Origin of the sequence: Burkholderia thailandensis E264, from assembly GCF_000012365.1 — a bacterium.
Taxonomy (GTDB): domain Bacteria; phylum Pseudomonadota; class Gammaproteobacteria; order Burkholderiales; family Burkholderiaceae; genus Burkholderia; species Burkholderia thailandensis.
In genome coordinates this window covers 205164-231009 of sequence record NC_007650.1, presented here as the reverse complement: position 1 = coordinate 231009, position 25846 = coordinate 205164, and the positions used below count along the sequence as shown (strand labels likewise).

Here is a 25846-nt window from a genome sequence, read left to right as displayed (position 1 = left end):
GGTATAGAGTCGAGCCAGATTGAAATCAACACCGCCCATGCAACGGGAACCCTCAACAATTCCCGCTGTTCAACTTGCACAGCGCGCAATAATGCAATTGTCCCGCTGCCTTCTTCATCCGGCACCACTTCGCGATCTCGCGACGGTATAGCCGGACATTCGCTCCCTCCAACATCTTGTTGAATCCAATGACATCATACAAATGAAATAATTCCCCATCTCGTTAATAAACAATATTTAACAATTGGGAATTGCCTCGGAAATCCGGGCTGAAATTCATGAACTTCCCTGATCGCGCAATGCATCCTGCACAATCAGAAATGTGGGGAATTGATCGGAAACACATGGCAGGAAAAGGAATACGCCGCCATTCAGTCGCAGCCATGCCAAGTTCGGCGCACGCCTTTCCTGCGGCATGTTGCCGCAATTAATCAGCATCCGCTTAATTGATGGCATGCAAAATTGACGATCTTTAACAAACCATCAAGCTCGGCAAGGCGTCGCGTTCGAGTTTTTGTCGAAGGCGCGCAACGAGACGGCACTGCCGCCGGATTCGATACCAGGCCGGATCAAGAGGCGAAAAATAGGCGTCGAAACCGATATGCCACGGGGTCATCCCGATGTAAATGCATTGTCTTTTCTTGAGACGACGCAGTGGCAATACGAGGATGCGACATGGCGGGCGGACGCGCCCAGCCGCGCGCGGGGGGAAGATCGAATGACGACGTCACTACGCCATGCAAAACAGGACAACGCCGTGTGCGATGTCGCTCATGCGGCCATCAAATGCACCAACCGTTATCGGCATAAATAGACAAGAATTATCCATTCGCATTCCGACTATCCGGATTCATTTTCCCGATATATTCACATCCTCGACGATGCTCATTCCGACCGGTTCTCGGAAAATGTCTTTTCACGGACCTGGCATGAAGCGCCATCTTGCGTCGCCAGACGCCATCGGTCGACCATCTCCATTCTCCGCACGGGCGATGCCCGAACATAATCGCTCAAAGCGGATATGAAAATACCTTGCTCTTCGCCGGTCAATTTCGAATAGTCATTCATCATATCCTTCAAGATAGTCACCGCACCTCCGCAAGCAGTTCCAAAAATACGCTCCGCCGTTGAAATCAATCCAACGTCGTCAACCAATCCGTTTCCGAACGATTCGGGAATCGCCCCCCACGCCGATGATCCGCGCAGCTTCTCGCCGAGAACGCGCGAGCCTCGCGCGGCGCGCGCCACGACGACCTGTTCTCCGCACCTCTCGATCCGGATGATCGGTGAGCCGTTCGGCTGAGACCCTTCACTGATTCTAGAAAGCGCCCTGCGCCAAAACATGAGACAAGTCCCAAAATGCCGGACCGGGACAATCAACGGGCTACCCGCGCGAGAAATCTCACGGCGGCGCGGCACGCGATGCCCGGCATGCGTTTTCCTGTCGCCCGCGCCGCCATGCCACGCTTGCGCAACACGCGGACCGAACCGCGTTCGAGGAAAGGGCGCTGCGCCAATCCGTGCCGCCGATCGGCACGCGCGACAGCGCGCCCAGTTCGCTCGCATGAAGCCCGATGCGATCGGCCGGCGCGCGCGGCCTCCGCACCCGCATCCTCGCGAATTCGCGCCAGATGCGGCCGGCCGGGCTTAAATCGCGCGACCGTCACGACACAAGAGGCGGCGCGCGCCGCGCGCGTGCTCATCGATTCGCCCATCGCCGCGCGCGCCCGACACACAACCGGCCCTTGCCGGCGCACCTGCATTCGCACGGAATGACGCGCACGAATGCGGAATTCCGCGGAATCGGTCCGCATCGGCGCTGAAAAGTTCGCCCCCCCTCGCTCAACGGCGCCGTACGAGGAAATTCGAAGCGCGAAGCGCGATCGCGACGGCATGCGTGGAGCCGAAAATGGGATTTTTAGGACATGTCCGATTTGGGAACGGTCCCATCTATCGCAGAATTGTGCCGTTGGGTCCGCACATCCTGTTGCAGACCATTCAGCGACATTCAGCAATCACGCGGCGTCGCGCCGCGCTCTCCTCGCCGGAATCGCTCGATCCGCGCGAGCGATTTTCCGACAATCAGACTTTTCCGCTCCTGACGACGCCAGAGGATCGACGTCGCCGGCGAATGCGTACTGAAACACAATGAAAAAATACCTGATAGAAGATCTCGTCACGTTCGATGCGCATCTGATGACGCTGACGCATCTAGACCAAACCACCGAACTCACCACCAACGAATCGGAATTGCTTCAAATGGTGCTCGACGGGATGGCCACCAAGGCCGCCGTCATTCAGCAGGTATGGGGCAGCAAGGGGCTCGTCGTGACCGACAGCAGCTATCACCAGCTCGTGCGCTCGGTGCGTAGCCGCCTCGAGGAACACGGCATCAGCGGCGCGCTCATCAAGACGCTGCCTCGTCAAGGGTTGAAGTTCCTGGGTTCCGCACAGGCGTTGACCGATGCGCCCGTCCCCGCCGCCGAGCGGGGTCTCGCCGATCTCGACGAGGCGGCAGACGAAGCTTCTCGCGGGCCCCTCGCGCAGCACGAACCGCCATCCGCGCCGCCCGCCGGCCGCGCACGGAACTGGCGGCGCACGCTTCGTTTCGTGGAGCGCGCGTTGCTCGCCGGGCTCGTAGTCTGGGTTGGCCTCGTCACCTGGAAGATGATCTCGATCAACGATCGCTTTCCGTGGTTGACAGGGCATTTCGGCATTCATACCCATGCTCACGTCTCCCCGCGCTCCGCCGGGCTCAAGCTGCTTGCGTCGATCGGCGTACGCCCCGGCCCCGGAGAACGCGTCTATGAGATATCCCGTAACGGCGACAGATGGCTCGCGATATGCGCGGGAGCCAGACACAGCAGCGATGAGCGCTGCACCACCTACTCCACCCGGGATCTGACGACATCCTGACGCTTTCGGAAGGCGCGCGCGCCCGGCGACGACAACCGCTTACGGCAAGCGCAGCGCCAACAATTCACGGACACGCCTGCGGCGGATGCCCATCAAGGCGTTCGCGAGCGCGACGGGATCGTCCACTTCCGCGCCGGCCGGTCTCGCCGTGTCCGGCAACCAGATCGATTCGAGCACGCTCGATCTGCGCGATCGGCGCACGCATGCGAGCGCGCCTTCGAAGCGCCTCAACGTATCGACTACATGACGAAGGGAAACCAGCATGTGCTGGCGCTCCCTCTGCGCTTCGGCCGCGGAAAGCGCAGGCGATTTCCGGCCCGTGCGGCGCAGACGATACGCGCGCCACGCCGGCAGCGCGACCGTGCGGTGGACGCGGCGAAACAACGGCGCAACGTTCGTTGCAGCGCCGGACGAGACGCCGGCATTTCGTTCTCCCTTCAAATCCTTCCCCAACCCAACTGCACTCAGCGCGCGGCGAACCGGCTGCGTGCCACCTCGACGGCCGCCGCTCGGGCGACCGCGATCGGCGCGCAGCCGGGCTGCGCAGCACGATGCTCAACGCATCGACAGGAGCGCGCGCACGCGCGCGCGGTCAAGACCCGCAGTCACCGCACTCAGCACGGCAACCTGGCCGTAGCCGCCGCGCGCGGATGCATCTGCGGCGATGCGCTCGCACGCGTCCTGCGCCCGCTGCGCGCCCAACTCGGACGGCATCGACGCCAGCGTCTGCCGCGCCCGCTTCAGCGCGTGTTCGGCGAGAACGGACACTTGATCTATCCGCTTCACCGTCTGCACCGCACGCGTCAACGCGGCCCGCATCGCGCCGACGTCGCCCGCCTCCCAGTCCGATGCGTCGATGCGGCCCGGAACGTCTGCCATCGCCGCGCGCTGCGGCGCGCCGGCGGGAAAGCGCACGCCGCCGCCCTTGACGTGCAGCCCGCGCGCGACGACAGGCCAGCGCGATTCCTCGACGGAAAACGTGATGCGCTCCCGTGCGTGCGTCTCGCAATCGATGCCGAGCGGCGCAAGAGCGACCTTGAGCTGATACGCCATCTCGCGCGCCGACAGATCCGGCGCGAGATACAGCGTCGCCGGGCGCGCACCGGTCCCGCCGAGATGGAACGTGATGACCTCGCCCTCTGCCCGCCGCGCATCCTGCACATCGAGGCCGCGCAAGACGAACGCACGCCGCGCGGAATTCGCGCCGCCCAGTTCGAGCGCGTCGCTCAGGCGCCCGCCCGTTGCGGCGGCGCGCCGGTTCCATGCGGCCGCGGCGCCGTCGATCTTCGCGCGCACGTCGAGATCGCTGCCGCCGCCCGCCAAGCGCACGCTGAGCGCTTGCTTCAGGGCCTTCATGCGATCGCCGAACTGTTCGAGATAATCCAGCACCAGCTGCATCCCCGATGCCTGTTCGTTGACGCGCTGATGCACCGCGAGCACGTCCCCGCGGTCGGCCGCGCCTCGTCCGACCGCCGGCATCTGCGCAGCCCCGCGCGCGGCGTTGCGCACGCGCCCATCCCGGTTTTCGGGCTGCATCGCGGCCGGCGTCCTGATCCCGTCGCGCAGCCCGGCCTGCAAGGCGGCGCGCGCGCCGCCGGCAGGCATCGTCGTGTTCAGTTCCATCCCGTCAGGCCACCGTCAAAGCACGTTCAAAAGCGTCAGTTGCGTGACCTCGGCATAGAGCTTCTGACTCGCCTGCAGCGCGACCATATAGCTCTGGTAATCCGTAAACACTTCCTCGGGGCTGATCTTCCCGACATCGAGCGCCGCCTGATTCCCGACGATCTGGGCCGATTCGTGCAGCTCGTCGAGCATCTGCAATCTCGCCTGCGCGCTGCCCATCTGTCCGATCTTCGCGTTGACGGACGCGAGGACGGATTCGATCGTATCCGTGACGCGTCCGAGCACGTCGCGATAAGCCGGATCGTTCGGATTCGCATCCGGCTCGCTCATCTTCGCGATCGCCTCGTCGAGCGCATTGAGCGCGTCCGCCATTTCGGCGAGGTTATCGTTCGCGACCTCCGTCACGCCGTCTCCGACCACGGCCGTCTGCTTCTCCAGATTCCCTTCGAACGTATAGCGGCTGCCCGCCGGCGCCGCCTGATCGAATCGGATCGGCGCGGTCGTGATCGCCGTGCCCGAAAACAAGTAGTTGCCCGAACTGTCGCGCGCATTGGCCGATTGCAGCAACGTGTCGCGGACCGACGCGAGCACTTGCGCATATGCGCTCAGATCTTCCGGCGAGCGGCTGCCGTCCATCGCCAAGCCCAGGTGCTTCACCGCCTCGTTCTGAAGCTGATCGACGATGCCCGACATCACACGCTCGCTGTGCTGCAGGCGGTTGTTCAGCATCGCGCCCGTCGCGCGGTACTGGTCCAGCGTCGCGTCGGCCTGCACCAGCAGCGCGAGACGCACTGCGCCGGTGGGATCGTCCGACGGCCGCAGAATGCGCTTTTCGGTCGCCATGCGGATCTGCGTGTCCATGAGGCCCGCGGTCGCCTGGCGGTTCACCTGCGCCATGATCGAATGATATTGATTGCTCGTGATGCGCATGTCGCGTGCTCCTTGCGTCAGAGAGAATTCAGCGTGGTTTCGAAAAGCTCGCTGGCAACCGCGATCACCTTCATGTTGGCGTTGTACATGTCCTTGAAGCGGAGCATGTTCATCACCTCTTCGTCCCTGTCGACGCCGCTTACGGAATACCAGTCCAATTCGGCCTGCCCGCGCACCGCCTCGGCGGCGCCTTTCGCCTGCTTGTTCTGCTGGCTCGCCGCGCCGACCTTGCCCATCATCGTCGCAAACGCGTTTCCGAGCGACACGTCGCCGATGCCGGGCAAGTCGATCGACGTCGAGCCGATCTCGATGAGCGCCAGCAGGTTGGAGTTATCGCCCGGATTGGCCGGATCGCCGGAAAAGCCCAGTTCCTCGGGCTTCACGTCCGGGTCGATTCCCAGCAGGCCGGTCGCGGCGTCGTACGTAATCAGCGGCTTGCCGGGGTTGCCGTTCATATCGAAGCCCTGCGTCAGCTGATCGTTGATCAGCTCGGCCGTGCGAACGGCCAGCGTGCGCAGCGCCTCCATCTGGGGGCGCAGAACCTCGCCCTCGAACTCCGCCAGCCCGAGCAGTTCGCCGCCGAGGCTTCCCGTGCGCAACGGCATCGTCTGACTGCCGAACGTGAGCGAAAGCGTCTGCTGCCCGGCCGCGTCGCGGCCCAGTTCGATCCGGCCGGCCTGCGCGCCCACCACGAGCGGCTGGCCGTTCGTCATCGACACGTCGACCGTGCCGTTCGCCTGCTGCACGACGCGTACGCCCGCGAACCTCGACAGGTCGTCAACGGCGGCGTCGCGCTGATCCATCAACGCGGAAACGTCCGCGCCGCTCGCCTGTCCGGCCGCGATCTTTCCGTTCAGCTCGGCGACCGTCTTCGCGAGGCCGTTGACCTGCTCGACCGTCGTGACGCGCTGCTGCTCGATCGACCGGAGCTGGTTGGTGAGCACCGAGCGCATGTTGTTGAACTGCTTCGTCATCGAATTCGCCGCGTCGATCACGCCGTTGCGCAGCACCGAGTCGCCGGGATTGCCGCTCGCCGCCTCCAGCGCGCCGATGAACTTGCCAAAGCCGAGATCGTTTGCCTTGGTCTTTCCGTCAACAGGATTGCCGCCGAACAGCGCCTCGAGCTGATCGAAATAGGTCTGCGCGGCGTCGTACCGGCCGTACTGGCCGGCCGTCTGCCAAAGCTGCTGGGTCTTGTAGCTTTCGTTCAGGCGCAACAGGCCCGATGCGTCGACGCCGCCCGTGAGCCCCGTGGACAGCAGCACGCCGCGCCGCGAATAGCCGCCGGTCGCGATATTCGCCGTGTTCTGGCTGGCCGCGAGCAGCGACTGGTTCGCGGCGCGAATGCCGGACATTCCGATATAAATGATGTTCATCGCAGTACAAGCCTTTTCTATGCCCGCGCGCCCGGCTGCGACATGCGGCCGGGCGCGGAGCTGACGGGAAGGTAGCAGTCGGTATTGGCGACCCGGAACGCGCGTCACTTAAATCCGCCGCGCGCCGCGCGGCGTCAGCGCGCGGCGGCGCCGGCCTGCGCGCCTGCGGGCGCGATCTGGGCGAGGACGAAATCCGCGATCCCGAACGCGCGCTGGGTCGCGAGCGCCTGTGCGATCGCGCCGTCCATCATGTCCATCAGGCCGCTGCCGATCGCGTCGCGAAACATGCTGCCCTCGGGGCTGATCTCGCGAATCGCGTTGCGCATCTCGCGCAGCATCTGCGACGCGAACAGCGCCTCGAACTGTTCGGCCGCATACGTGGCCTTTCGCTCGTCGCTCTCGTCCGCGGCCGGCCGCGCCGCGATCCCGGGCATCCGCGCCGCCTGCCCGGCCGCCGCCGTCCACGCGCCGGCGCCCGCGCCGATCGATCCATTCGACATCACATCCTCCTCATCAGATGACGACCAATTCGCCATTCAGCGCACCGGCTTCGTCGAGCGCCTGCAGGATCGCCATCACGTCGTCCGGGCTCGCGCCGGTCGAATTGATCGTGTCGACGATCTTCTGCAGGCTCACGCCCGCGGGCCAATTGAACATACGGTTGCCGTCCTGCTGGACGTCCACCTGCGAAAGCGGCACGACGGCCGTCTTGCCGCCGCCGAGCGGATTCGGCTGACTGACGATCGCTCCTTCGGAAATCGTCACCTTCAGCGTGCCGTGCGACACCGCGGCGGGCGAGACAGTCATGCCCTGGCTGATCACCACCGTGCCCGTGCGCGAATTGAACACGACGCGCGGCGGCTCCTTCTGCGGCGTTACGTTGATCGCCGTCAGCTTCGCGAGGAACGCGACCCGCGCGGTGGGATCTTCGGGAGCCCTGACCTCGACGCTCGTGCCGTCGCGGCTCGTCGCCGCGCCAGGCCCGGCCATTCGGTCGATCGCGGCGACGATGCTGGTCGCCGTCTGGAAGCTCGGGCGCTTGAGGCTCAGCCGCACGGACGGCTTTGCGTCCAAGTCGCTGGGAATCTCCTGCTCGATCGTCGCGCCCTGCGGAATCCGCCCCGCCGCGGTCGCGTTGATGGTGACGCTCGATCCGCTGCGCCCCTGCGCGCTTACGCCGGGCACCACCAGGTTGCCCTGCGCGAGCGCGTAGACCACGCCGTCGGCCGCACGCAGCGGCGTGAGCAGCAGCGTGCCGCCGCGCAGGCTCTTCGCGTCGCCCATCGACGACACCGTCACGTCGATCTTCTGCCCCGGCACATAGCCCGCCGGGAAATTCGCGCTGACCATCACGGCCGCGACGTTGCGCGAGCGCAGCCGGATGCCCTCGGGAAGCGTGACGCCGAACTGCTTGAGCACGTTCGCGATCGATTGCCCCGTGTACCGGATCTGCTGGCCGTCGCCGCTGCCGTTCAGGCCGACGACGAGGCCGTAGCCGACGAGCTGGTTGTCGCGCACGCCCTCGACGCTCACCAGCGTGCCGAGCGGCGCGGCGTCGCTGCTGCGCGACGTCGCCATGAGCAGCACGGACAGCAGCGACAGGATCGCCGCGAACGCACACACGCGCTGGATGCGCGTGCGCCTTCTCGAATAATGATCTCGAAATCGCAGTTTCATCAGAATGGCATCCACGGACTGTTGAAGAAGCGCGTCAGCCAGCCCGCCGAGTTCGAATCGGACAACGCGCCCTTGCCGACGTATTTGATGCGCGCATTCGCGATGCGGCGCGACGACACGCGGTTATTGGTGTCGATATCGGCCTGGCGGACGTAGCCGCTCAAGCGCATCACTTCCTCGCCCTGATTCAGCGACAGCACCTTTTCCCCCTTCACCTGGAGAAGCCCGCCTGCCAGCACCTGATTGACGATCACCGTGATTTCGCCGCGCAGCGTGTTCTGCTGCGACGAGCTGCCGCCGCCGTCGAAATTGCGCTTCGCGCCGAACGACGAATCAAACGGAACCGTGCTGCCGAACAGCACGCCCGGCTTGACGGCCATGTCGCCGTTCTTGCCGAACTTGGTGTCGGCCCGCTTGCTCGCCTGCGTGGTTTCCTCGAGTGTCACCGTCAGCGTGTCGCCCGGCCGATAGGCGCGGCCGTCCGATGCCAGCGACCAGGCGGTGACCGCGTTGAACACGCCGCCGGAGCGTCCGGCGGCGGGCGCGGTCGCGATCGGCGGAAGATCGTCGTCCGCGAAATCCGGACGCGGCTGCTCGATCGACGTGCAGGCGCCCAGCCAGGCAAGCCACGTCAGCGCGAGGAGGATGCGCATCATCGCGCGGCCTGCGAAAGTTGCTGCAGCATATTGTCCGCCGCGCTCAGCACCTTCGTGTTCATCTCGTAGGTCCGCTGCGCGGCGATCATGTCGACCATTTCCTCGACGACCTGCACGTTCGCCCCTTCGAGCGCGCCCTGCTTGATCTTGCCGAACACATCCGTGCCCGGCTCGCCTTCGTTGGGCGGGCCGCTCGCCACCGTCTCCATGTACAGGTTGTCGCCGAGCGCCAGCAGGCCGGCCGGATTGACGAAGTTCGCGAGCTGGATCTGACCGACCTCGCTCGGCGACGACGCGCCGGGCATCGTCGCGGCGACGATGCCGTTTTCGCCGATCGCGATATCGGTCGCGTTTTCCGGAATCGAGATCTCCGGCTGCAGAGGCAGGCCCTGCGCGTTCACCAGCAGCCCTTCCGCATTGATGCTCAATTGGCCCGCGCGCGTGTAGCCGGTCTCGCCGTTGGCCATCAGAACCTGGATGAAACCCTTACCCATCACCGCGACGTCGAGCGATTGCCCGGTCGTCTGGACGCTTCCGTCCGTGAAGATCTTCTGCGTGCCGACGATGCGCGTGCCGCTGCCCATCTGAATGCCGGACGGCGACGCGTTGTCCTGATCCAGTTGCGCGCCCGGCTGCCGCTCGATGCGATAGAAAAGGTCTTCGAACACCACCCGGTCGCGTTTGAAGCCGATTGTGTTCACGTTCGCCAGGTTGTTGGCGATCGCCTGCAGCTTCGCGTCCTGAGCCTGAAGACCCGTCTTGCTGATCCACATTGCTTGATTCATGTGATTCTCCTGTTCGTTCGATCGCCGGCCGTCAGCCCCGGATCAACCGGTTGCCCGTGTCGGCCATCTCGCCCGCCGCGTTGAACATCCGCATCTGCACCTCGAATGCGCGATTCAGCGACATCGTCGCGATCATTTCCTCGACGGGCGACACGTTGCTGCGCTCCAGATGCCCGCCCAGCACCTTGACCTCGTCCGACGCCGGCAACGGCTGGCCGTCGCGCGCGACGAGCAGCCCCGCCTCGTTCTTCACGAGCGCCGACGCGGGGGCGTCGACGAGCGCGAGGCGCTCGACCGCCTGCACCTCGGTGTCGCCGGGTGACGTGATGGAAATCGTGCCGTCCTCGCCGATGCGCAGGCTGGTGAATTCCGGCAGCACGATCGGCCCGCCTTCGCCGATCACCGGCCGGCCGTTGACGGTGAGCGCGCCGTCGGCATCGATTTCGAAATTGCCCGCGCGCGTGTACGCCTCGCCGCCCTGCGTATCGACCGTGAAATAGCCGCTGCCGTTGATCGCCGCGTCCAGCTCGCGGCCGGTATCCGCGACCACGCCCGCCTCGCCGTTCAGCGCGTTCGCCCGGGGGCTCAGCAGGTGACGGCTGTCGTAGCCGTAGCCGCGCACCGCTTGCGATTCGGCCATTTCGAGTTCGGCCCGAAAGCCGTCGGTCTGCGCGTTCGCCATGTTGTTCGCGTGCACCGCGATCCCATGCAGGGTCCGGTCCGCGCCGCTCATCACGGTATAGATCAGTGCGTCCATCGGTTACAGCGCCTGCATCAACGCTTGCATCATCTGGTTCTCGGTCGACAGCACCTTCGAGTTGGCCTGATAGTTGCGCTGCGCACTCATCATGTCGACGAGTTCCTTCGTGACGTCCGCATTCGACAGCTCGAGCGAACCGGCCACCACCTTGCCGAGCGCGCCGGAGCCGGCCGAGCCGATCAGCGGATTGCCGGATGCCGCCGACGCGCGCCAGGCGGTGTCGCCCACGGCGGTCAGGCCGTCCTGGTTCGCGAACGTCGCGAGCGCGAGCGAGCCGACCTTGCGTTGCTTGCCGTTGCTGTACTGCACGACGACGCCGCCGTCCTCGTCGAGCGTCACCTCGCCCGGCACGCCGGCCGCGTAGCCGTTGTCGCGATTGACCGTCGTCGTCGTCTCGCCGGCGACTTGCGTCGTACCGGCGTAGTTGACCTTGATCGCAAGCGCGGACGCGCCGGCGGGCGTACCGAGATCGAGATCCACCGGCGAGTTCGGCGCCGTCAGCTGGCCGTTCGTGTCGAACTGCAGCACCGTCTGGACCGGCGTGCTTCCGCCGACGATCTCGCCGTCCATCGCGTAATAGGTGGTGACGTCGGTCGACGGCGGCTGCCCCTTCACGAAGTACTGCGTCACGATGTGCTGACGGCCGAGCGAGTCGTAGACGGTCGACGCGACCGAATGATTGAAGGAGGTGTCGTCGTCCTTGTCGAACGTCGGGTTCTTCGGCGCGTCCCAGTCGGCGGACAGGTTGCCGACATATTCGAGGCTGTCGCTCGCCTTCGCCGGCTCCGTGTCGGTCGGCACGCGAATGTCGCCATAGGCGCCGCCCGTGCCGTAGCCCTGCGCGCGCCGGCCGAAACCGTCGACGATATAGCCGTCGGCGTCGCGCTGAAAGTAGCCGAAGCGCGTGAAGAGCATCGAGCCGTCGCTATCCTTCGTCACGAAGAAGCCGTTGCCGTCGATCGCGCCGTCGAGGGCGCGGCCGGTCGGGAGAAAGCCGCCGCGCGTGCCGACGCTCTGCGTGATCGAGCCGATGTACGTGCCGTTGGCCTGCGTGCCCGCGACCATTGTCGCGAAGTTCGCGCGTCCGGCCTTGAAGCCGTACGTGTTGGCATTCGCGATGTTGTGGCTGATCGTGTTCAGCTGGCTGTTGATGGCGTTGATGCCCGACAGGGCGATATTGAAGCTCATACGGTTTCCTTGCGCGTCTCGTTGGCGGGTCGGCGACCCAAAAAGCTGCTGATTGACGAAGTCTCCACATCGCCGACACCGGCGACGTGGAGAATCACCTTGCCGTCCGCCGCGAGGCGGACGTTCTCGAGCGTCCCTTCCACTTCGACGCCCGCTTTCGCGCCGCTGGCGGTCTCGACGCGAATCTTGTACTGGCCGGCGGGCAGACCGAGTCCTTCCGGATCGATCGTGAAATTCACGTCGCCCTTGGCCTGCGCGCCGAGCGCGATCCGATGCGAATTGCCGGCCGAATCGGTCAGCACGACGGTCACGTCCGATTCCGCGTTATCGAGCACGATGCGCGCGTTGCGCGTGTCGTCCTTCAGGTCGAGCGAATCGGTTCGCACCATCACCTGCGTGCCCACCTGCGATCCGAGCGAAACGACGAGCATGCTTTCCATCAGCGCCGCGCTGTTCTGCGTGAGGTTCGCGACGACGCCGAGCGCCTCGGTCTGCTGCCCCATCATGATTTGCGTGACGAACTGCGACGCATCCATCGGTTCGAGCGGATTCTGGTTCTGGATTTGCGCGGCGAGCAGCTTCGCGAACAGATCGGTCGGCGAATTCGCGCCGTTGGAGTATGGCGACGGCATGCGCTGTCCGGCGCCGGGTTGCTGCATATCGCCCGCGCGGGGCTGGATCGTATTCGACATGTTGTCCTCGTATCGTTCGCGCGCGGTCACTGACCGAGCTTGAGCAGCTCGAGCTGCATGCTGTTGACGCGTCCGAGCACTTCGACGTTCGTCGAATACGCGCGCGACGCCGACAGCATGTCCGTCATTTCCTCGACCGGATTCACGTTCGGGTACAGCACGTTGCCTTCGGCGTCGGCAAGCGGATGCCCCGGTTGATGAACCTTGCGCAGCGGCTCGGTGCTCTTCACGACGTCGAGCACCTGCACGGCGGCGCCACGCGGCTCGCCCTGCGCATCGAGCTGGAAGATCGACGCGAAGACCGGCTTGCGCGCGCGGTAGGTCGAGTCCTCGGCGCCGGACGCCGCGTCCGCATTGGCCAGATTGCTGGCGATCGTGTTGAGCCGTACCGTCTGCGCCGACATGGCGGAACCGGCTATCTGTGCGATGTCCTTGAAGCTCATGGTGATCCGATAAACAGGTTTGAAAAGAAGACGCGCTTACGCATTGCCCGTAATCGCGGTTTGCAGGCCCTTGATCTTCGCGTTCAGGAACGTGAGGCTCATCTGAAAGTCGATCGCGTTCTGCGCGAACGCCGCCTGCTCGATGCCCAGTTCGACCGTATTGCCGTCTTGCGCCGCCTGATACGGCACGCGATAGCCGAGCGTGACGCCGCCCGCCGGCGCATCGCCCAGACGTGCGCCCGCACCGCCGCCGGCGGCTTCGGCCAGGCTGCGCTTGAAATCCAGATCCTGCGCCTGGTAGCCGGGCGTATCGAGATTCGCCAGATTCGACGCGATGATCTTCGTGCGTTCCGCCCGCAGCTTCAACGCGGTGGGATGAAGGTCCAGTCCGCTTGCCAGATCAAATGCCATATCGTGTTCCTTGCTATACACTTCGCTCAATTTCGACCGCCGGCCGTGACCACCCGCCGCGCATCACGATGCGGCGCTTGCGCCACCGGCCGGCCCGTTTCTTCTCCACTGGTCCGCTATGCGCGTTTTCTCTCTCTCGTCTCTGTTGCTGCTTTCTCTGTCCGCCGTGTCTGCGTCGGCCGCATCCACGTCGGCCGCATCCGCGTCCGCCGCATCGACATCGGCCGCCGCGCCGCGCCCCGAGCTTCGGGAGCAGGTCCGGCAAACCGCGCTGACCCGCCTCACGGAACTCGCGAAGCGCGCCGGACTGCGCGACGCCGACATCGCGGTCGTGGTTTCGCCGCTCAAGCCGCCCATGCCCGTCTGCGATACGCCGTTCGAAGTCAGTGTCGGCGAACCGCGTCAGCTCGGCAGACTCACCCTATCGGCGCGCTGCCCCGCATCCGGCCGCGTGACGAAGCTCACGGCCCGTGCCCAGGTCACGGCGACGATTCCCGTCGCCGCGCGCGACCTCGATGCGCGCGAGACGATCGCGGCCGACGATCTCGGCACGGCCCGCCGCACGCTGACCTCGCTGACCGACACCGTGACCCGCGCGGACGAGGCGATCGGCCGGACGAGCCGCCGCTCGCTGCATGCGGGGCAAGTGCTGTCGCGCCGCATCCTTCAGGCGCCCGAGCTGATCCGTCGCGGCCAAACCGTGCGGATCGTCGCTCGCGTCGGTCAGGCTGAGATCGTCAACACCGGCATCGCGATGCAAAACGGCGCGCAGGACGACGTCATCCGCCTTCGCGTGGGCACGCGCAAGGACGCGAAAGTCGTGACGGTCCGCGTCACCGGTCCGGGGACTGCCGAGCCGATTGCTCAGCCAGCGCCGGACGCGTCCCGCTGACGCCGCCGGCGGCGGCGCGCGACGCCGCCACGTCGGCCGCGATCCGTTGCAGCTTCGACGAATAAGCCGGATCGGTCGCGTAGCCGCCGCGAGCAAGCGCCGCGGCGAATGCGGCCGCATCGTCGCCCGTGCCGACGACCTCGCGAAAACGCGAACTGCCGCGCAGCAGCGCGGCGTAATCAGCGAACGCCGACCGGTAATCCGGGTACGCGCGAAACCGCTCCACCGTCTTGACGGGCTCGCCGCCGACGTACTCGGTGGTCAGCACGTCCGCGACGCGGCCCGCCCAATTCGCGCCGGCCTTGATGCCGAACAGGTTGTGGGTATTCGCGCCGTCGCCCGTCGTCAACGGACGTCGCCCCCACCCCGACTCGAGCGCCGCGTGCGCCGCCACCAGATCGCCGGATACGGACAAGGCCTTTCCGGCCTCGCGCGCGTACGGCAGGATGCGCTCGAGGAACGCCGCCTTGTCCGGCGCCGCGTGCGCCGAGTCCCCATCCAGCAAGCGCACGAGCGCGTCCGCTCCGGCAAACGGCGCGGGGCCCTGAATGCGAACGCGGCCGCCGTCGCCGGATGCGTCGAAACCTTGCGCGATCGTCGCGGCGATATCCCGCTGAAGCCGCGAGAATTCCGCATGGAACTCGCCTCGCGCGGCGCCCCGCGAGGAGACGCCCGGGCGGGCGGACGCCGCGCGCGCCCAATCGGACGGACGGCTATCGAAGTCAGGGATGAACATAGGTATCGCTCTCGCCGTGAAGCACACGCTGCACGATCTCGAATTGAGACATGAGCACCGTGGCGTTGCGTTGATTCAGTTGCCGACACTCGCGCATCAGCGCATCGAAAGACTGCCATTCGAGCGTCAGCGCATCGCGCGCCGCGCCCCGCAGCAACGCGCACAGCTCGCTCATCGATGCGGGCCGCTTCGGATCGGCGAGCACGCGCGCGCATTGCCGGCGCGCCTCGTGGCTCGAGCCCAGCGCGTCCACCAGCACCCGAATGGCACTGCCGACGGCCATCAGCGACGAACCGTCGCGGCGCAGCGCCGCATCGAACTGCTGTTCGAGCAGGCCCCTCAGCTCCTCGCATCGGCTCCGGTCCGCCCCGAGCCCGGCGAGCATCCGCGAGAATGCTTCCTTGCGCGTCATTCCTTCGCTCCGTGAAAACGCTGGATCAGTCCGGCCAGCTTGCCCGCATCGAACGGCAGCCGCCCCTCCTGCAGCGCCGCGCGCAACGCCGCCACGCGCGCCGCGTCGAAATCCGGCAGCTCGCGCAGCACGTCCTGCGCAGGTCGCAACAGTTCGACCTCCAAACACGCATCGCCCGCTGCCGCGCCGCGCGCGCCGCCTTCCTGCGCTGTCGTCGACGCACGGCTCGCGCCGTTGCTTCGTTGCGCGGGCACGCCATATTTCGTACTGGACAGTTTCATGTTCGCTCTCCGAAAAGAAGACATCCCGCATCTGACGCGTCGGCACGCTCATGCATCGCTCAACACCTCGCGCATCTTCTTGAGGGCCGCCTTGTTGATCTGGCAAACCCGCGCCTCGGTCAACTCGAGAACCGACGCGATTTCGCGCAGGCTCAAATCGAACTCGTAGTACAGCTGAATCACACGCTGCTCGCGCTCGTTGAGGCGAGCCAGGGCCTGCTCGAGACAGCGACGCCGCACGATCTGCCTTTCGGGGCTTTCTTCATGGGTCAACGCGTCGTCGTCGAGCACGCTGTCGAAGCTCGCCATTGCCTCCGCATTGTTCGCCATCACGCGTTCGCGGTACTCCGCCGTGCTGATGCCGAGCGCACTGCTGACCTCGGCTTCCGTCGGCTCGCGTCCAAGCGAGCGGCACAGCTCGCGTTCGCAGTCGCGCGTGCGATGCGCTTCCAGGCGCACCGAGCGCGGCCGCCAGTCGTGACGGCGCAACTCGTCGAGAATCGCGCCGCGCACGCGCGTCGCCGCGTAGCATGGGAAAGCCGCATCGGGCATGCCATAGCGGCGCAGCGCCTCGAGCAGCCCCATCAAGCCGATCTGCTCGATGTCATCGAGCGTCAGCATGCCGACTGCCTGCGACTTCAACTGGCGGGCGGCGCGCTTGACGATCGGCGCGTACTCGACCAGCCATCTCTGCTCCGCGCCCGCTCCGGCGCGCGCGTAAGCCGTGCGCGCGGCAGCGCATTCGTCCAGTGTCGTCATTGCAGTCATTCGGCGAGAAGCTTGCCGATCATCACGCTCTCGAACGGCATCGCGACGGCCCGCGTCTTGTACGACTGCCGGAACGCGCGGTCGAGCACGTTCGCCAATTCCGTCACGTTCATCCGCCGGATCTGGTCGAGCGTGTACTGCGACACCGCGTCGACCGTCAGACTGCGCAGCAGCAACATGTGATCGTGGACGATGGCTTCTTTTTCGGGCGTGGTTTTCAGCACGAGATCGAGCATCGCGTAGTGCGCCTCCGAATAGCTCGGCATGGGGTTCTGCGCGTCCGGCTGCCGCAACATCACGACAATCTGGCTTTCCCCGACGTACTTGTACTTGTCCTGCGCCGCAACCGGCGCGGGCGGATGGCTTGCCTTGCGGCTCAGCAACGCCCACGTACCACCGGCCGCGCCGCCAACCAGTAACGTCGCGCCGACGATCATCGACACAACGGTCTTCTTTTTCATCGCAATCTCTTTCCTACTCGATCGTTAAATCACGTCGCGGCCGTCGAGGCGAAACCCGTCGTCGCCGTCCGGCACATCGGCCTCGGCGAGCGCCGCACCCGGCCGCTTCTCCTCGCGGTGCGCGCCGCCTTCGCCGTGGCCCGCGCCTTGCTCCATGCCCTGACCGTGCCTCACGACCACGGTGACGTCGCCGTGATGCCGGGACGACAGATCCTGGCGAAGCGCCTCGCTCATCGTCTGCAATTGGCGCGCGACCTCTTCGTGCGAAGCGATCATCTGGATCTGGACGCTTCCCCCTTCATGACGGATCGCGATATGAAGCGTGCCCATCGATTGAGGGTCCAGCCGGATCACCGCACGCTCGACCCCGCGTTGAAGCTGCACGTCGATGCGCTCGCCCAACACGCTCATCAGCTCGGCCCCCAGGCGCACGGGCGCGGACTGCGGCGAATGCGCGCGAGCCGCCGCGCGCGGCATGTCGACGGGCGCGCCGATCGTGCCCTCCTGCGGCCCCGGCGCGCCGGCCGGCGGCTTGTCGGCGGCCTGTTGCCCGGGCGACTGCGACAGTGCTTGTTGATCGCGCGGCGCGCCCGCGCCCGGCTGCCCGACGCGGGAAGTCGACGCCGCGCCGGCGGCGGACGCGGCGTCCCGCATGCCGGCGCGCGCGCCGTCGGCTCCATCGCGCAGCCGTTCGCCGTCGCGGAATCGTTCGCCGTTGCGCAGCCGTTCGTCGTCGCGTACCGGCGACACGTACAGCGCCTTACCCGCTTCGATCATCGGGCTCTGTCCAAACGCGAGTCCGCCGAGCGCATCTCGCGGCGAGCGGGCCGCCCCGCCTGACGTCACCGCGTCCGCGGCCGTCGCGGCAACGCGCGAGCGAGCGATATCCTCGCCTTCGTTCGCCAAATCGTCCGTAGGCGGCGGCACATCCCGAACGGGCGCTTGAACCTCGAGCGCCGCGATCACGCCGGCGAATGCGCCGGACGGCGAAACGTCTTCCAAACGATCCGCCTCCGGGGACGAATCGGCGTCCTGCGCCTGCGCTTCGTCGCCCGATGCGCCGGCCGATCGCCCGCGCACCGCGCCGCCGCCGAGCAGGGCGGAGCAAGCCGCACCGATACGCCCGGACGCGGCCGCCGCCAGTCCCGTCATCACTAGGAGCGCGTTCATTGCCCCACCTCGGCGATCGTCGCGTAGGCAATCCATGCACGCCGGTTCTCCGCCAGCCCGACAAGCCAGGTCGCCAGCTCGCCGTGCGCGTCGCCGATCGTTGCGGCGGCCCGCTCGTACACGCGCGCGACGGCCTGCAACGCAGCATGGACGTCCCGCGTCGGCTCGCCGTCCGCGGCGCAGCGGCGCACAATCGCGTTCAGCTCCGCATCCAGCGCCGTCACCGACGCCCAATCGCGTTGCGCCGCGGCGTCGGCGAGCCGGCTCGCGCGCGTCGTCAGCGCGGCGGACAGGTCGCCCACCCGAGCAACATCAAAGTCCGCCATTTTGCGCACCCTGCCACCCCTCGCGAAGCACCCCGATCAGATGCGCCGCTTCGTCGAGCGGCTCGACGTTCAGCTCGATGCCGGCAACGTTCAGGCGGCGCACGCAGTAGTCGTAAAGCGCCGCCAGGTTCGTCACCACCTCGCTGCCCGCCGTCATGTCGAGCGAACTGGCCAATCCGTTGAGCAGCTCGATGCATCGGCCGATGCTCGCGCCTTTCGCCTCGATGCGCCGTGCGACGATGTGCGCGCGGGCGCGCGCGATTTCGTCCAGCAGACCGTCGGTCAGCACCAGCACGAGCTGAATCGGCGATGCGTTCGCGATCTGCGATTCAAGATTGGCAGCGTGATAGCTGCGGTACCCGATGTTTTCCACGTTTGTTCATTCCTCGAAGCTGCGATCGCGACGTCAATCCTTGCTCGTCGCGAACAGGTTCTTGATCTGGTCGAGCGTGTTGTCCATTTGCAGCTGGAGCACCTGAAGCCGCGTGAATTCCTGCGTGTAGCGTTCGAACACGTCCTGGTAGCGGCGGTTGTACTCTTCCTGCTTGGCGAGAAGCTGCTTTTCCGTCTGCGCGACCGATTCGTTGCGGGTCTTCAGTTGGCCGTTCTTTTCGTCCAGCCATCCGTCGAGCGCCTTGCCGAGATTGCCGACGAGCCCGTTTTCCGCGTCGCCGAACAGCTTGTCGAAGCGATCCGGGGACGCCTTGAACGCCTCTTCGAAACGGTTCACATCCAGGACCAGCTTGCCCTTCTTGTCCGTATCGATACCGAGTTCGTACAGCTTCACGCCATCCACGCTCTTGTTCAGCTCCGATCTGAGCTGGCTGACGAGCGCGCGCACACCCGCGTCGGACGAGAACGGCCCGCCCGGATCGCCGTTCGCCGCATCGCCGACTTTCGTCAGCTCGGCAAGCTTGTCGATCAGTTCGTTGTACGCATCGATAAACGCCTTGACGCTTTCGGTTGTCTTTTCCTTGTCGGAGGCGACCGTAATCGTTCCGGACCCGACCTGCTTGAACGTGATGCTCAGGCCTTCGATCGAATCGAGCGTGTTGCCCTGCAGCTCGATCGTCTTGCCGTTCGTCGGGTCGCCGATCTTGACCTTCGCGTTCTGCGCCTCGGAGATCGTCGAGGCCCCGCCAAACGCGTCGGCAAGCGGCGACGCGGGATCGATCTCGAAGGAAATCCTGCTGTCGGCTCCCGTGTTGGCCGACGTCAGCATGAGCTGGCCGCCGATCACCGCCGCATGAACGGCGCCGCTCGCCCCCGAACTCGAGTTGATTACGCGAGCCAGCTCCTCGGCGGACACATTGCCATCCTTGTCCTTGGCCGCCGTGAGGTCGACGGTGAATTCCGATCCGTCGGCCAGCTTGATCTTCACCGAGCCGGCTTCCTCGGCGCGAACGCCGGGCGGCACGTCGATCGTCAATTGATGCGCGGTCGCGAGCTGTTCGACATGGAACTGATAGCTGCCCGGCTTCGCACCGGACGCCGTCGTCACCGATGCGAACGCATCGTTCGACTGCGTCACCGTGTGCTGGATCATGCTTCCGCCCGCGACGAGCTCGCGCTGCTTGTCCCGGAACGTGGTCAACAAGTTGCCGAGATTCGACAGCGCCTCCTTGTTGTTCTTCACGTCGTTCGCTTGCCGGTCGAGCTGCCGCCGCGCACTTGCCATGTAGCTCTCGGCGAAAGCCCTCGCCGTCGCCTGCGGATCCGTCACCTTCAACATGCGCTTTTCTCCATTTCTCGAAATACACCGTGTTGGCGGCGATCGCCGCCAACGCCCATCAATGCCGTCATGCCGACGTCCGCCGCCACGCCTGCGCCGCCAGTTCGTCCTGCGCGCGCTGCTCGCTGCGCCGCCGCGCGAGGTCGAGCGCGCGCCGCCTGCGATCGAGCTCGCGCCGCCACACTTCGCACCGCAGCGTCTTCGCGGCCAGCAGCGCGCGGCCGACCTCCAGGTTGTCCTCCTGCACCTTCAACGCGGCCCGCAGTTGCGTCACGGCGTCGAGCAGCGTCTGGCGATAGCCGGCTTGGTTCTGCGCGAGCATCGGCAGGGCCGCGCCCGTCGCCGCGGCGCAATCGTCGTACAGCCGCTGCATCGCGCCGAGGTTGTGCCGATAGCGCTGGCGCACGGCCTCCTGGCGCGCCATGTCCGCGGCGAGCCGGTCGATCTCGGCTTCGCGCGCGGCGATCCAGCCCGCGATGCGCGTGACCTTGCGTTGCTCGTTCATGCGATCAGCTCCCGCAACGCCGCCAGCGTCGCGTCGCGACGCGCGACGTCGCGCATGTCCTGCCGCAGGAACGCGTCGATGCGCGCCGCCTTCGCCACCGCCTCGTCCGTCGCCGGATCAGCGCCCTGCACGTATCCGCCCAGCGGAATCAGGTCGCGAACTTGCTCGTGACGGCCGATCATTTCCTTGACCTTGCGCGCAAGCGCTTCGTGCTCGGCGCCGGCGACCTGGCTCATGCACCGGCTGACCGAACGCGGCACGTCGATCGCCGGGTAGTGCCCGCGCTCGGCCAGCTCGCGCGTCAGCACGATGTGCCCGTCGAGAATCGCGCGCGCGGTATCGACGACCGGATCGTTCTGGTCGTCGCCTTCGGCGAGAACCGTGTAGATCGCGCTCATGCTGCCCGCCCCCTCGCCATTGCCCGCCGTCTCGACGAGCTGCGGCAGCATGCCGAACACCGACGGCGGATAGCCGCGCGTGGCGGGCGGCTCGCCGACCGACAGCGCGATCTCGCGCTGCGCCATCGCATAGCGCGTGAGCGAATCCACGAGCAGCAGGACATTCGCGCCCGTATCGCGAAAATGAGCGGCGATCGCATGGCAAAGCTCCGCCGCCTTGAGCCGCATCAGCGGCGACTCGTCGGCCGGCGCGGCCACCAGCACCGATTTCGCGAGGCCCGCTTCGCCGAGCGCGTGGTCGACGAATTCGCGCACTTCGCGCCCGCGCTCGCCGATCAGCCCCACGACGACGACATCGGCCTGCGTCGCGCGCGTGATCATCCCGAGCAACATGCTCTTGCCGACGCCGCTGCCCGCCATCAGGCCGACTCGTTGCCCTCGGCCGAGCGTCAGCAGGCCATCGATCGCCCGCACGCCGACGTCCAGCGTGTCGCGCACCGGGCGCTTGCGCAGCGGATTCACCGGCGCGGGATGCGCCCGGAGCGCCACGTCGCCGCCGAGCGGGCCGCGGCCGTCGATGGCTTCGCCCAGGCCGTTGACGATCCGTCCCAGCCACGAGCGGCCGATCCGCAGCGAGCCCTGCCTGTCGCACGACAGCACCTGCGCGCCCGCGACAAGGCCAACCGGCTTCTTGAACGGCATCAGGAAGGTTTCCTCACGATTGAAGCCGACCACCTGCGCGTCGATCCTGTCTCCATCCGCCGACTCGATCACGCAACGCTCGCCCGTTTCGAGCCGGCAGCCGGACGCTTTGAGCAGCAGCCCCGTCACGCCGGTCAGGCGGCCCGTCATGCGGGCGACGGGCACCGAGTCCAGTTCGAGATTGCGCAGCGCGGACAAAATCACGATGCATCCTCCTGCTCGTCGGCGGGCGTCGCGGCTGCCTCGACGTCAGGGGCGCCCGGCAGTTGCTCGCCGATCCGCTCGACGCAAGCGTCGAGACGATGCTGGCAACCGGCGTCGGCTTCGTTGCCGCCCAGCAGCACGCGGCATTCGCCCGCTTCGAGACGGGCGTCGGGAACGAGCCGCCAATGCCGCGCGCGTTCCGGCAACAGGCCGGCAAGACGCTCATGATCGTCGGGGCTCAGGTGAACCTCGGGCGCATCGCTCGACGCCGGCATCGTTCCCAGCGTTTCCTCGATCAGCGCCGCCATCTGACTCGGCTGCAACGTCAGCTCGCAGCGGATCACCTGCTTGGCCACCTTCGCGACCACGTCGACCAGTTCGGTGCGGCGAGCGGCCAGGTACTCGGCCTGAACGCGCACGAACGCGTCGCGCATCGCGTCGAGCGTTTTCGCGATGCCCGCGTATTCGCTGCGCAGCGCATCGCGCGCCTGCTGCGCGCCCGCAGCGAACCCGGCCTCCCGGCCTTGCTTCATCCCCTCGGCCTCGCCGTGCTCGAATCCGTCGCGATAACCGTCTTCCCTGCCTTGACGGAAGCCCTCCTCGATGCGCGCATCGATGTCTGCGCACTGCGCCTCGGCGGCGAGCGCTGCCGAATCGCGCGCCGACGCATCGCGCGCGACAGACCTGAGCGACGGAAACCGGTAGCGCTGATAGGCCTTCACGAGACGACGTCCTCCTCGACGAGGCGCAGTTCGATCTCGCCCTCATCGGCCAGCGCCTTGACGCGCGCCATGATGTCGCGCCGCACCTGCTCGATTCGCGTGGACGGAAGCGGCCCCGTGCGGCGAATCGTGTCGTCGAACGCCTGCACCTGGCGGCGCGGCATCACCCGTTGCAGCGCCGCGAGCACCGCCGGATCGGCGCCCTTCAGCGCGATCGCCCACTGTTCGACCGGCGCGACCTCGACGATCCGGCCGATCGCGTTGTCGCTCTGTCGCGCCAGCATGTCGAAGTGATACATGCTCGTCTCGATCTCGGTGACGACGCCGGGATCGTGCGCGCGCAGCAACTCGATCATCTGCATGCGGTCGCCCGGCAAGCGGTTGATGATCTCGGCGGCCTGTCGCACGCCCTCCACGGTCGTGCCCTGCAGGTCCAGGTCCTTCAGGCACAGCTCGATCAGCTCCTCGAGTTCCACGAGCAGCGTGTGATCCACTTCGTCAAGCTTCGCGACGTTGATGAGGATCGTGTCGCGCGTCTGCGGCGGCAGCATCTCGATGACCTGACTCGCCTGGGCAGGCGGCAGGAATGCGAGGAACACGGCCTGCATGCGCACGTGCTCGTGGACGATATGGTCCGCGAGCCAGCGCGGCGACACCCATTGAAGACGGGCCATCTTCGGGCGGATGCTGTCGCCGTACACGCTGTTGAGCACCGTGTTCGCGATGTCGCGCCCGAGCGCGAGATCCAGCGCGCGCTGCAGGTACACGCGCGACGCGCCGTGAATGCCGCTTTGTTCGCGATACTGATCGAAGAAGCGCTGCAGCGCGTCCTTCACGACGTCCACCTTGACGCCCGCCATGCTCGACATCGTCTGCGTGATTCGCAGCAGTTCCGGACGCGACAGGCAACGCAGCACGTCGGCCGCGCGCTCCTCGCCGATACTCAGCAGGATGATCGCCGCCTGCTCGATCGAGCCCTGGGCATTGCTATCAGCTACTGGCGTTTCCATCATTTCGTATCCATTGTTTGACGACTTCAGCGACGCGCTCGGGCTCCTTCTCGGAGAGCGAACGCAAGTGGCCGATCAGCACCTCGACGCCCGAATCGGCAGGCGGCAGCTCCACGTCGTCGAGGAGGGGCAACATTGCGCCGAGGGGCGGCCGCGCGTCGTCCGGGGCCGGCAGCGCCGCTTGCGCATCGCCGCCCTCAGGGGCCTGCAGCCGGGACGCCGGCGCGGCGGCGGGCGGCGCGCCATACCGGTGTTGCATCCATTGCTGCAGCATGCGCAGCATCGGCCGCGCGAGCAGCAAGTAGCCGAACAGGGCCGCCAGCGCGTAGGTCAGATACCAGCCGCCCTGCTCGAGGGTGTCGCGCTCCTTCCACCACGGCTCGGCCGGCGCCGGCGCGGCAAAGTCGAGCGACGACACGATCAGCTGGTCGCCGCGCTGCTTGTCTATGCCAAGGCCGCTGCGCAGAATGTCGTCGATGCGTCGCAATTGATCCGGCTGCCAGGGCTTGCCCTTGGTGGGCGACACCGCGTTGTTGAGCACGACGGCGACGCTCAGCTTCTCGAGCTGCCCGCGCCCGCGCTTGATCTGCGTGATGTTGCGGTCGTATGCGAACTGGCGCGTCGTCGCGTTGCGCCGCGAGCCGCCGTCGACGTCCGGGCCGGACGCGGGCACGTCGACCGGACGGTTGCTCAACGAGCCCGGCACGCCAAGCGCGACGCGATCGCGGTTCTGCTCGTTGCGGGTCGCCTCGTTCATCACCTTCGGTGCTTCGCCGAACTGTTCGCGCGTTTCCTCGACACGGTCGTTGTTGACGACCGCCGTCACGCTGACGCGGAAGTTCCCGGGGCCGAGCGACGGCGCCAGCAAATCCTCGACATTGCGCGTCACGTCGTCGCGAAACCGCGCCGCGATTTCGTCGTTGCCCGTCAGATCACCGTCCAGATCGACGCGCGCGGACAAAAACGCGCCGTGCTGATCGACGACCGAAACCTTCCCCGGCGCCAGATTCGGCACGCTGCCGGCGACGAGATTGATGACCGCGGCGATCTGCTCCTTCGCAAGACGCGCTCCCGGCTTGAGCGTCAACACGACGGACGCGGCGCTCTTGTCGCCATCCATCATCACGAACGACGACGACTTCGCAATCGACAAATGCACGCGGGCGCGCTCGACCGGGTCGAGCGTCGCAATGCTCTGCGCCAGCTCGCTCTCGAGGCCCCGGCGGAATCGCACGTCCTGCACGAACTGGCTCGTGCCGAGCGGGTCGTCCTGATCGATCTGCTCGAGCCCGGGCGCCGCCTTCGCGGTGACGCCGCGCGCGGCGAGCATCATCCTCGCCCGCGCGACATCCGAGCGCGCGACGAGCACCTGCCCGGTATCCGGATGAATGCGGTACGGGATGCGCTGGGCGTCGAGCGCCGACACGACGTCATCGAGTTGCACCGGCTCGCGCGCGCCGAACAGCGGCTTGTAATTCGCTTGGTCGTAGCGCATGTAGAGCGTCGCCGCGGCGGTCAACGCGACCGCGAGCACGACGAGCGGGATCAGCCGCGACAACGCGGCCGGCGACGGCATCAACGACGGCAGGTTCGATGGAAGCCGACTGACGACGGCAGCTTTGAGTTTGGCTAGCACGAGCGGACCTTTGTAGGAAAATCGGGGCGTCGGAGTCAGATCTGCATCTTCAGCAGATCATCGAGCGCCGTGCTCAGCTTGTTGCGCACCTGGGTCAGCATCGAGAACGACAGCGACGCCTCCTGGCTCGAGAGCACCGCTCCGATGACGTCGTCGCTTCGGCCGCTGTCCACGGCCACGGCCTTCTCCGCCGCGTCGAGCTGCCGGTTGTCCACTTCCTTCAGCATGGAGCCCAGCATGTGCGTGAAATTCGCGTCCCCGGCATGGCCGGGCTGCCCCGCAATCGCGCCGCTCAAGGACGCGGCTTGGCCGGCGAGTTCCGCCATCTGACCGCGCAATTGCGACGACACCTGTTGAATCGATTCCATGCAGTTTGATTTCTATGTGAATTGAATGGGATACGATCCCTCCGGCGCAGCGGCATAAAAGAGTCG

Annotated in this window: 31 protein-coding genes; 2 read left to right on the top strand and 29 right to left on the bottom strand. The window is 66.3% G+C overall.

Annotated features, from left to right (window positions below):
* Nucleotides 1-885: 885 nt before the first annotated feature.
* On the bottom strand, nucleotides 886-1344 hold the full coding sequence (locus tag BTH_RS34870) for a hypothetical protein (RefSeq protein WP_226813829.1): 459 nt from the start codon (nucleotides 1342-1344) through the stop codon (nucleotides 886-888).
* Nucleotides 1345-2148: 804 nt separating this feature from the next.
* On the opposite strand from BTH_RS34870, the gene BTH_RS01010 reads away from it, so the two are divergent.
* The gene (locus tag BTH_RS01010) at nucleotides 2149-2916 is read left to right on the top strand and encodes a winged helix-turn-helix domain-containing protein (protein ID WP_009894868.1); all 768 of its coding nucleotides are present in this window, start codon (nucleotides 2149-2151) and stop codon (nucleotides 2914-2916) included.
* Nucleotides 2917-2955: 39 nt separating this feature from the next.
* Here the strand turns inward: BTH_RS01010 and BTH_RS34175 are convergent, their stop codons facing one another.
* The 13 genes from BTH_RS34175 to flgB all read right to left on the bottom strand — a co-directional run bounded on the left by BTH_RS34175 (nucleotide 2956) and on the right by flgB (nucleotide 13457).
* On the bottom strand, nucleotides 2956-3093 hold the full coding sequence (locus BTH_RS34175; protein ID WP_167316227.1) for a hypothetical protein: 138 nt from the start codon (nucleotides 3091-3093) through the stop codon (nucleotides 2956-2958).
* Nucleotides 3094-3471: 378 nt separating this feature from the next.
* Nucleotides 3472-4539: a hypothetical protein gene (locus tag BTH_RS01005; protein WP_009894866.1), complete on the bottom strand. Its 1068-nt coding sequence runs from the start codon at nucleotides 4537-4539 to the stop codon at nucleotides 3472-3474.
* Nucleotides 4540-4554: 15 nt separating this feature from the next.
* Nucleotides 4555-5469, bottom strand: coding sequence for a flagellar hook-associated protein FlgL (locus BTH_RS01000; protein ID WP_009894865.1), 915 nt, complete (start codon nucleotides 5467-5469; stop codon nucleotides 4555-4557).
* Between the two features lie 17 nt (nucleotides 5470-5486).
* On the bottom strand, nucleotides 5487-6953 hold the full coding sequence (gene flgK, locus BTH_RS00995) for a flagellar hook-associated protein FlgK (RefSeq protein WP_223297085.1): 1467 nt from the start codon (nucleotides 6951-6953) through the stop codon (nucleotides 5487-5489).
* Between the two features lie 26 nt (nucleotides 6954-6979).
* Nucleotides 6980-7345 (bottom strand): rod-binding protein, encoded by a 366-nt coding sequence (locus BTH_RS00990; protein WP_009894863.1) that lies wholly within the window; start codon nucleotides 7343-7345, stop codon nucleotides 6980-6982.
* 13 nt (nucleotides 7346-7358) lie between these two features.
* Nucleotides 7359-8522: a flagellar basal body P-ring protein FlgI gene (locus tag BTH_RS00985; protein WP_009894862.1), complete on the bottom strand. Its 1164-nt coding sequence runs from the start codon at nucleotides 8520-8522 to the stop codon at nucleotides 7359-7361.
* Nucleotides 8522-9178 (bottom strand): flagellar basal body L-ring protein FlgH, encoded by a 657-nt coding sequence (gene flgH / locus BTH_RS00980; protein ID WP_009894861.1) that lies wholly within the window; start codon nucleotides 9176-9178, stop codon nucleotides 8522-8524. The genes BTH_RS00985 and flgH overlap by 1 nt, the downstream gene beginning before the upstream one ends.
* The gene (flgG, locus tag BTH_RS00975) at nucleotides 9175-9963 is read right to left on the bottom strand and encodes a flagellar basal-body rod protein FlgG (protein ID WP_009894860.1); all 789 of its coding nucleotides are present in this window, start codon (nucleotides 9961-9963) and stop codon (nucleotides 9175-9177) included. The genes flgH and flgG overlap by 4 nt, the downstream gene beginning before the upstream one ends.
* A 31-nt stretch (nucleotides 9964-9994) precedes the next feature.
* On the bottom strand, nucleotides 9995-10720 hold the full coding sequence (locus tag BTH_RS00970; protein ID WP_009894859.1) for a flagellar basal body rod protein FlgF: 726 nt from the start codon (nucleotides 10718-10720) through the stop codon (nucleotides 9995-9997).
* A 3-nt stretch (nucleotides 10721-10723) separates the two neighbouring features.
* A complete protein-coding gene (locus BTH_RS00965) occupies nucleotides 10724-11911 on the bottom strand; it encodes a flagellar hook protein FlgE (protein WP_009894858.1) in 1188 nt (395 codons plus the stop codon).
* Complete coding sequence (locus tag BTH_RS00960) at nucleotides 11908-12603, bottom strand: flagellar hook assembly protein FlgD (RefSeq protein ID WP_011400827.1); 696 nt, start codon at nucleotides 12601-12603, stop codon at nucleotides 11908-11910. Before BTH_RS00960 ends, BTH_RS00965 begins: the two co-directional genes overlap by 4 nt.
* 26 nt (nucleotides 12604-12629) lie before the next feature.
* Nucleotides 12630-13046 carry a flagellar basal body rod protein FlgC gene (flgC, locus tag BTH_RS00955; RefSeq protein ID WP_009894854.1) on the bottom strand — a complete coding sequence of 139 codons (417 nt, stop codon included), beginning with the start codon at nucleotides 13044-13046 and terminating at the stop codon, nucleotides 12630-12632.
* Between the two features lie 36 nt (nucleotides 13047-13082).
* Entirely contained in the window at nucleotides 13083-13457 is a 375-nt protein-coding gene (gene flgB / locus BTH_RS00950) for a flagellar basal body rod protein FlgB (RefSeq protein WP_009907113.1), read from the bottom strand.
* A 145-nt stretch (nucleotides 13458-13602) separates the two neighbouring features.
* On the opposite strand from flgB, the gene flgA reads away from it, so the two are divergent.
* Nucleotides 13603-14349, top strand: coding sequence for a flagellar basal body P-ring formation chaperone FlgA (flgA, locus tag BTH_RS00945; RefSeq protein WP_009894851.1), 747 nt, complete (start codon nucleotides 13603-13605; stop codon nucleotides 14347-14349).
* Here the strand turns inward: flgA and BTH_RS00940 are convergent.
* From BTH_RS00940 to BTH_RS00870, 15 genes are all read right to left on the bottom strand, one after another.
* The gene (locus BTH_RS00940) at nucleotides 14291-15085 is read right to left on the bottom strand and encodes a glycoside hydrolase family 73 protein (RefSeq protein WP_009894849.1); all 795 of its coding nucleotides are present in this window, start codon (nucleotides 15083-15085) and stop codon (nucleotides 14291-14293) included. The genes flgA and BTH_RS00940 overlap by 59 nt on opposite strands.
* The gene (locus tag BTH_RS00935) at nucleotides 15072-15497 is read right to left on the bottom strand and encodes a flagellar protein FlgN (protein WP_009894847.1); all 426 of its coding nucleotides are present in this window, start codon (nucleotides 15495-15497) and stop codon (nucleotides 15072-15074) included. The genes BTH_RS00940 and BTH_RS00935 overlap by 14 nt, the downstream gene beginning before the upstream one ends.
* A complete protein-coding gene (gene flgM / locus BTH_RS00930) occupies nucleotides 15494-15778 on the bottom strand; it encodes a flagellar biosynthesis anti-sigma factor FlgM (RefSeq protein WP_009894845.1) in 285 nt (94 codons plus the stop codon). Before flgM ends, BTH_RS00935 begins: the two co-directional genes overlap by 4 nt.
* 48 nt (nucleotides 15779-15826) lie before the next feature.
* Nucleotides 15827-16537 (bottom strand): RNA polymerase sigma factor FliA, encoded by a 711-nt coding sequence (locus BTH_RS00925; protein WP_009894843.1) that lies wholly within the window; start codon nucleotides 16535-16537, stop codon nucleotides 15827-15829.
* A gap of 5 nt (nucleotides 16538-16542) precedes the next feature.
* Entirely contained in the window at nucleotides 16543-17007 is a 465-nt protein-coding gene (locus tag BTH_RS00920) for a hypothetical protein (protein ID WP_009894840.1), read from the bottom strand.
* Nucleotides 17008-17031: 24 nt separating this feature from the next.
* Nucleotides 17032-17784, bottom strand: a complete 753-nt coding sequence (locus BTH_RS00915; protein ID WP_223297147.1) for a flagellar hook-length control protein FliK — start codon at nucleotides 17782-17784, stop codon at nucleotides 17032-17034.
* Nucleotides 17785-18173: 389 nt separating this feature from the next.
* Nucleotides 18174-18479, bottom strand: coding sequence for a hypothetical protein (locus tag BTH_RS00910; RefSeq protein ID WP_009894837.1), 306 nt, complete (start codon nucleotides 18477-18479; stop codon nucleotides 18174-18176).
* A 10-nt stretch (nucleotides 18480-18489) separates the two neighbouring features.
* On the bottom strand, nucleotides 18490-18876 hold the full coding sequence (gene fliS, locus BTH_RS00905; RefSeq protein WP_009894835.1) for a flagellar export chaperone FliS: 387 nt from the start codon (nucleotides 18874-18876) through the stop codon (nucleotides 18490-18492).
* Nucleotides 18877-18909: 33 nt separating this feature from the next.
* Nucleotides 18910-20235 carry a flagellar filament capping protein FliD gene (gene fliD, locus BTH_RS00900; RefSeq protein ID WP_009894834.1) on the bottom strand — a complete coding sequence of 442 codons (1326 nt, stop codon included), beginning with the start codon at nucleotides 20233-20235 and terminating at the stop codon, nucleotides 18910-18912.
* Between the two features lie 67 nt (nucleotides 20236-20302).
* Nucleotides 20303-20740, bottom strand: coding sequence for a flagellar FliJ family protein (locus BTH_RS00895; RefSeq protein ID WP_009894833.1), 438 nt, complete (start codon nucleotides 20738-20740; stop codon nucleotides 20303-20305).
* A complete protein-coding gene (fliI, locus tag BTH_RS00890; RefSeq protein ID WP_009894832.1) occupies nucleotides 20737-22044 on the bottom strand; it encodes a flagellar protein export ATPase FliI in 1308 nt (435 codons plus the stop codon). The genes BTH_RS00895 and fliI overlap by 4 nt, the downstream gene beginning before the upstream one ends.
* Nucleotides 22041-22766 carry a flagellar assembly protein FliH gene (fliH, locus tag BTH_RS00885; RefSeq protein WP_009894831.1) on the bottom strand — a complete coding sequence of 242 codons (726 nt, stop codon included), beginning with the start codon at nucleotides 22764-22766 and terminating at the stop codon, nucleotides 22041-22043. Before fliH ends, fliI begins: the two co-directional genes overlap by 4 nt.
* Nucleotides 22763-23776, bottom strand: a complete 1014-nt coding sequence (locus BTH_RS00880) for a flagellar motor switch protein FliG (protein WP_009894830.1) — start codon at nucleotides 23774-23776, stop codon at nucleotides 22763-22765. The genes fliH and BTH_RS00880 overlap by 4 nt, the downstream gene beginning before the upstream one ends.
* On the bottom strand, nucleotides 23757-25352 hold the full coding sequence (gene fliF, locus BTH_RS00875) for a flagellar basal-body MS-ring/collar protein FliF (protein WP_009894829.1): 1596 nt from the start codon (nucleotides 25350-25352) through the stop codon (nucleotides 23757-23759). The genes BTH_RS00880 and fliF overlap by 20 nt, the downstream gene beginning before the upstream one ends.
* A 95-nt stretch (nucleotides 25353-25447) precedes the next feature.
* Complete coding sequence (locus tag BTH_RS00870; protein WP_009894827.1) at nucleotides 25448-25780, bottom strand: flagellar hook-basal body complex protein FliE; 333 nt, start codon at nucleotides 25778-25780, stop codon at nucleotides 25448-25450.
* Nucleotides 25781-25846 lie beyond the last annotated feature (66 nt).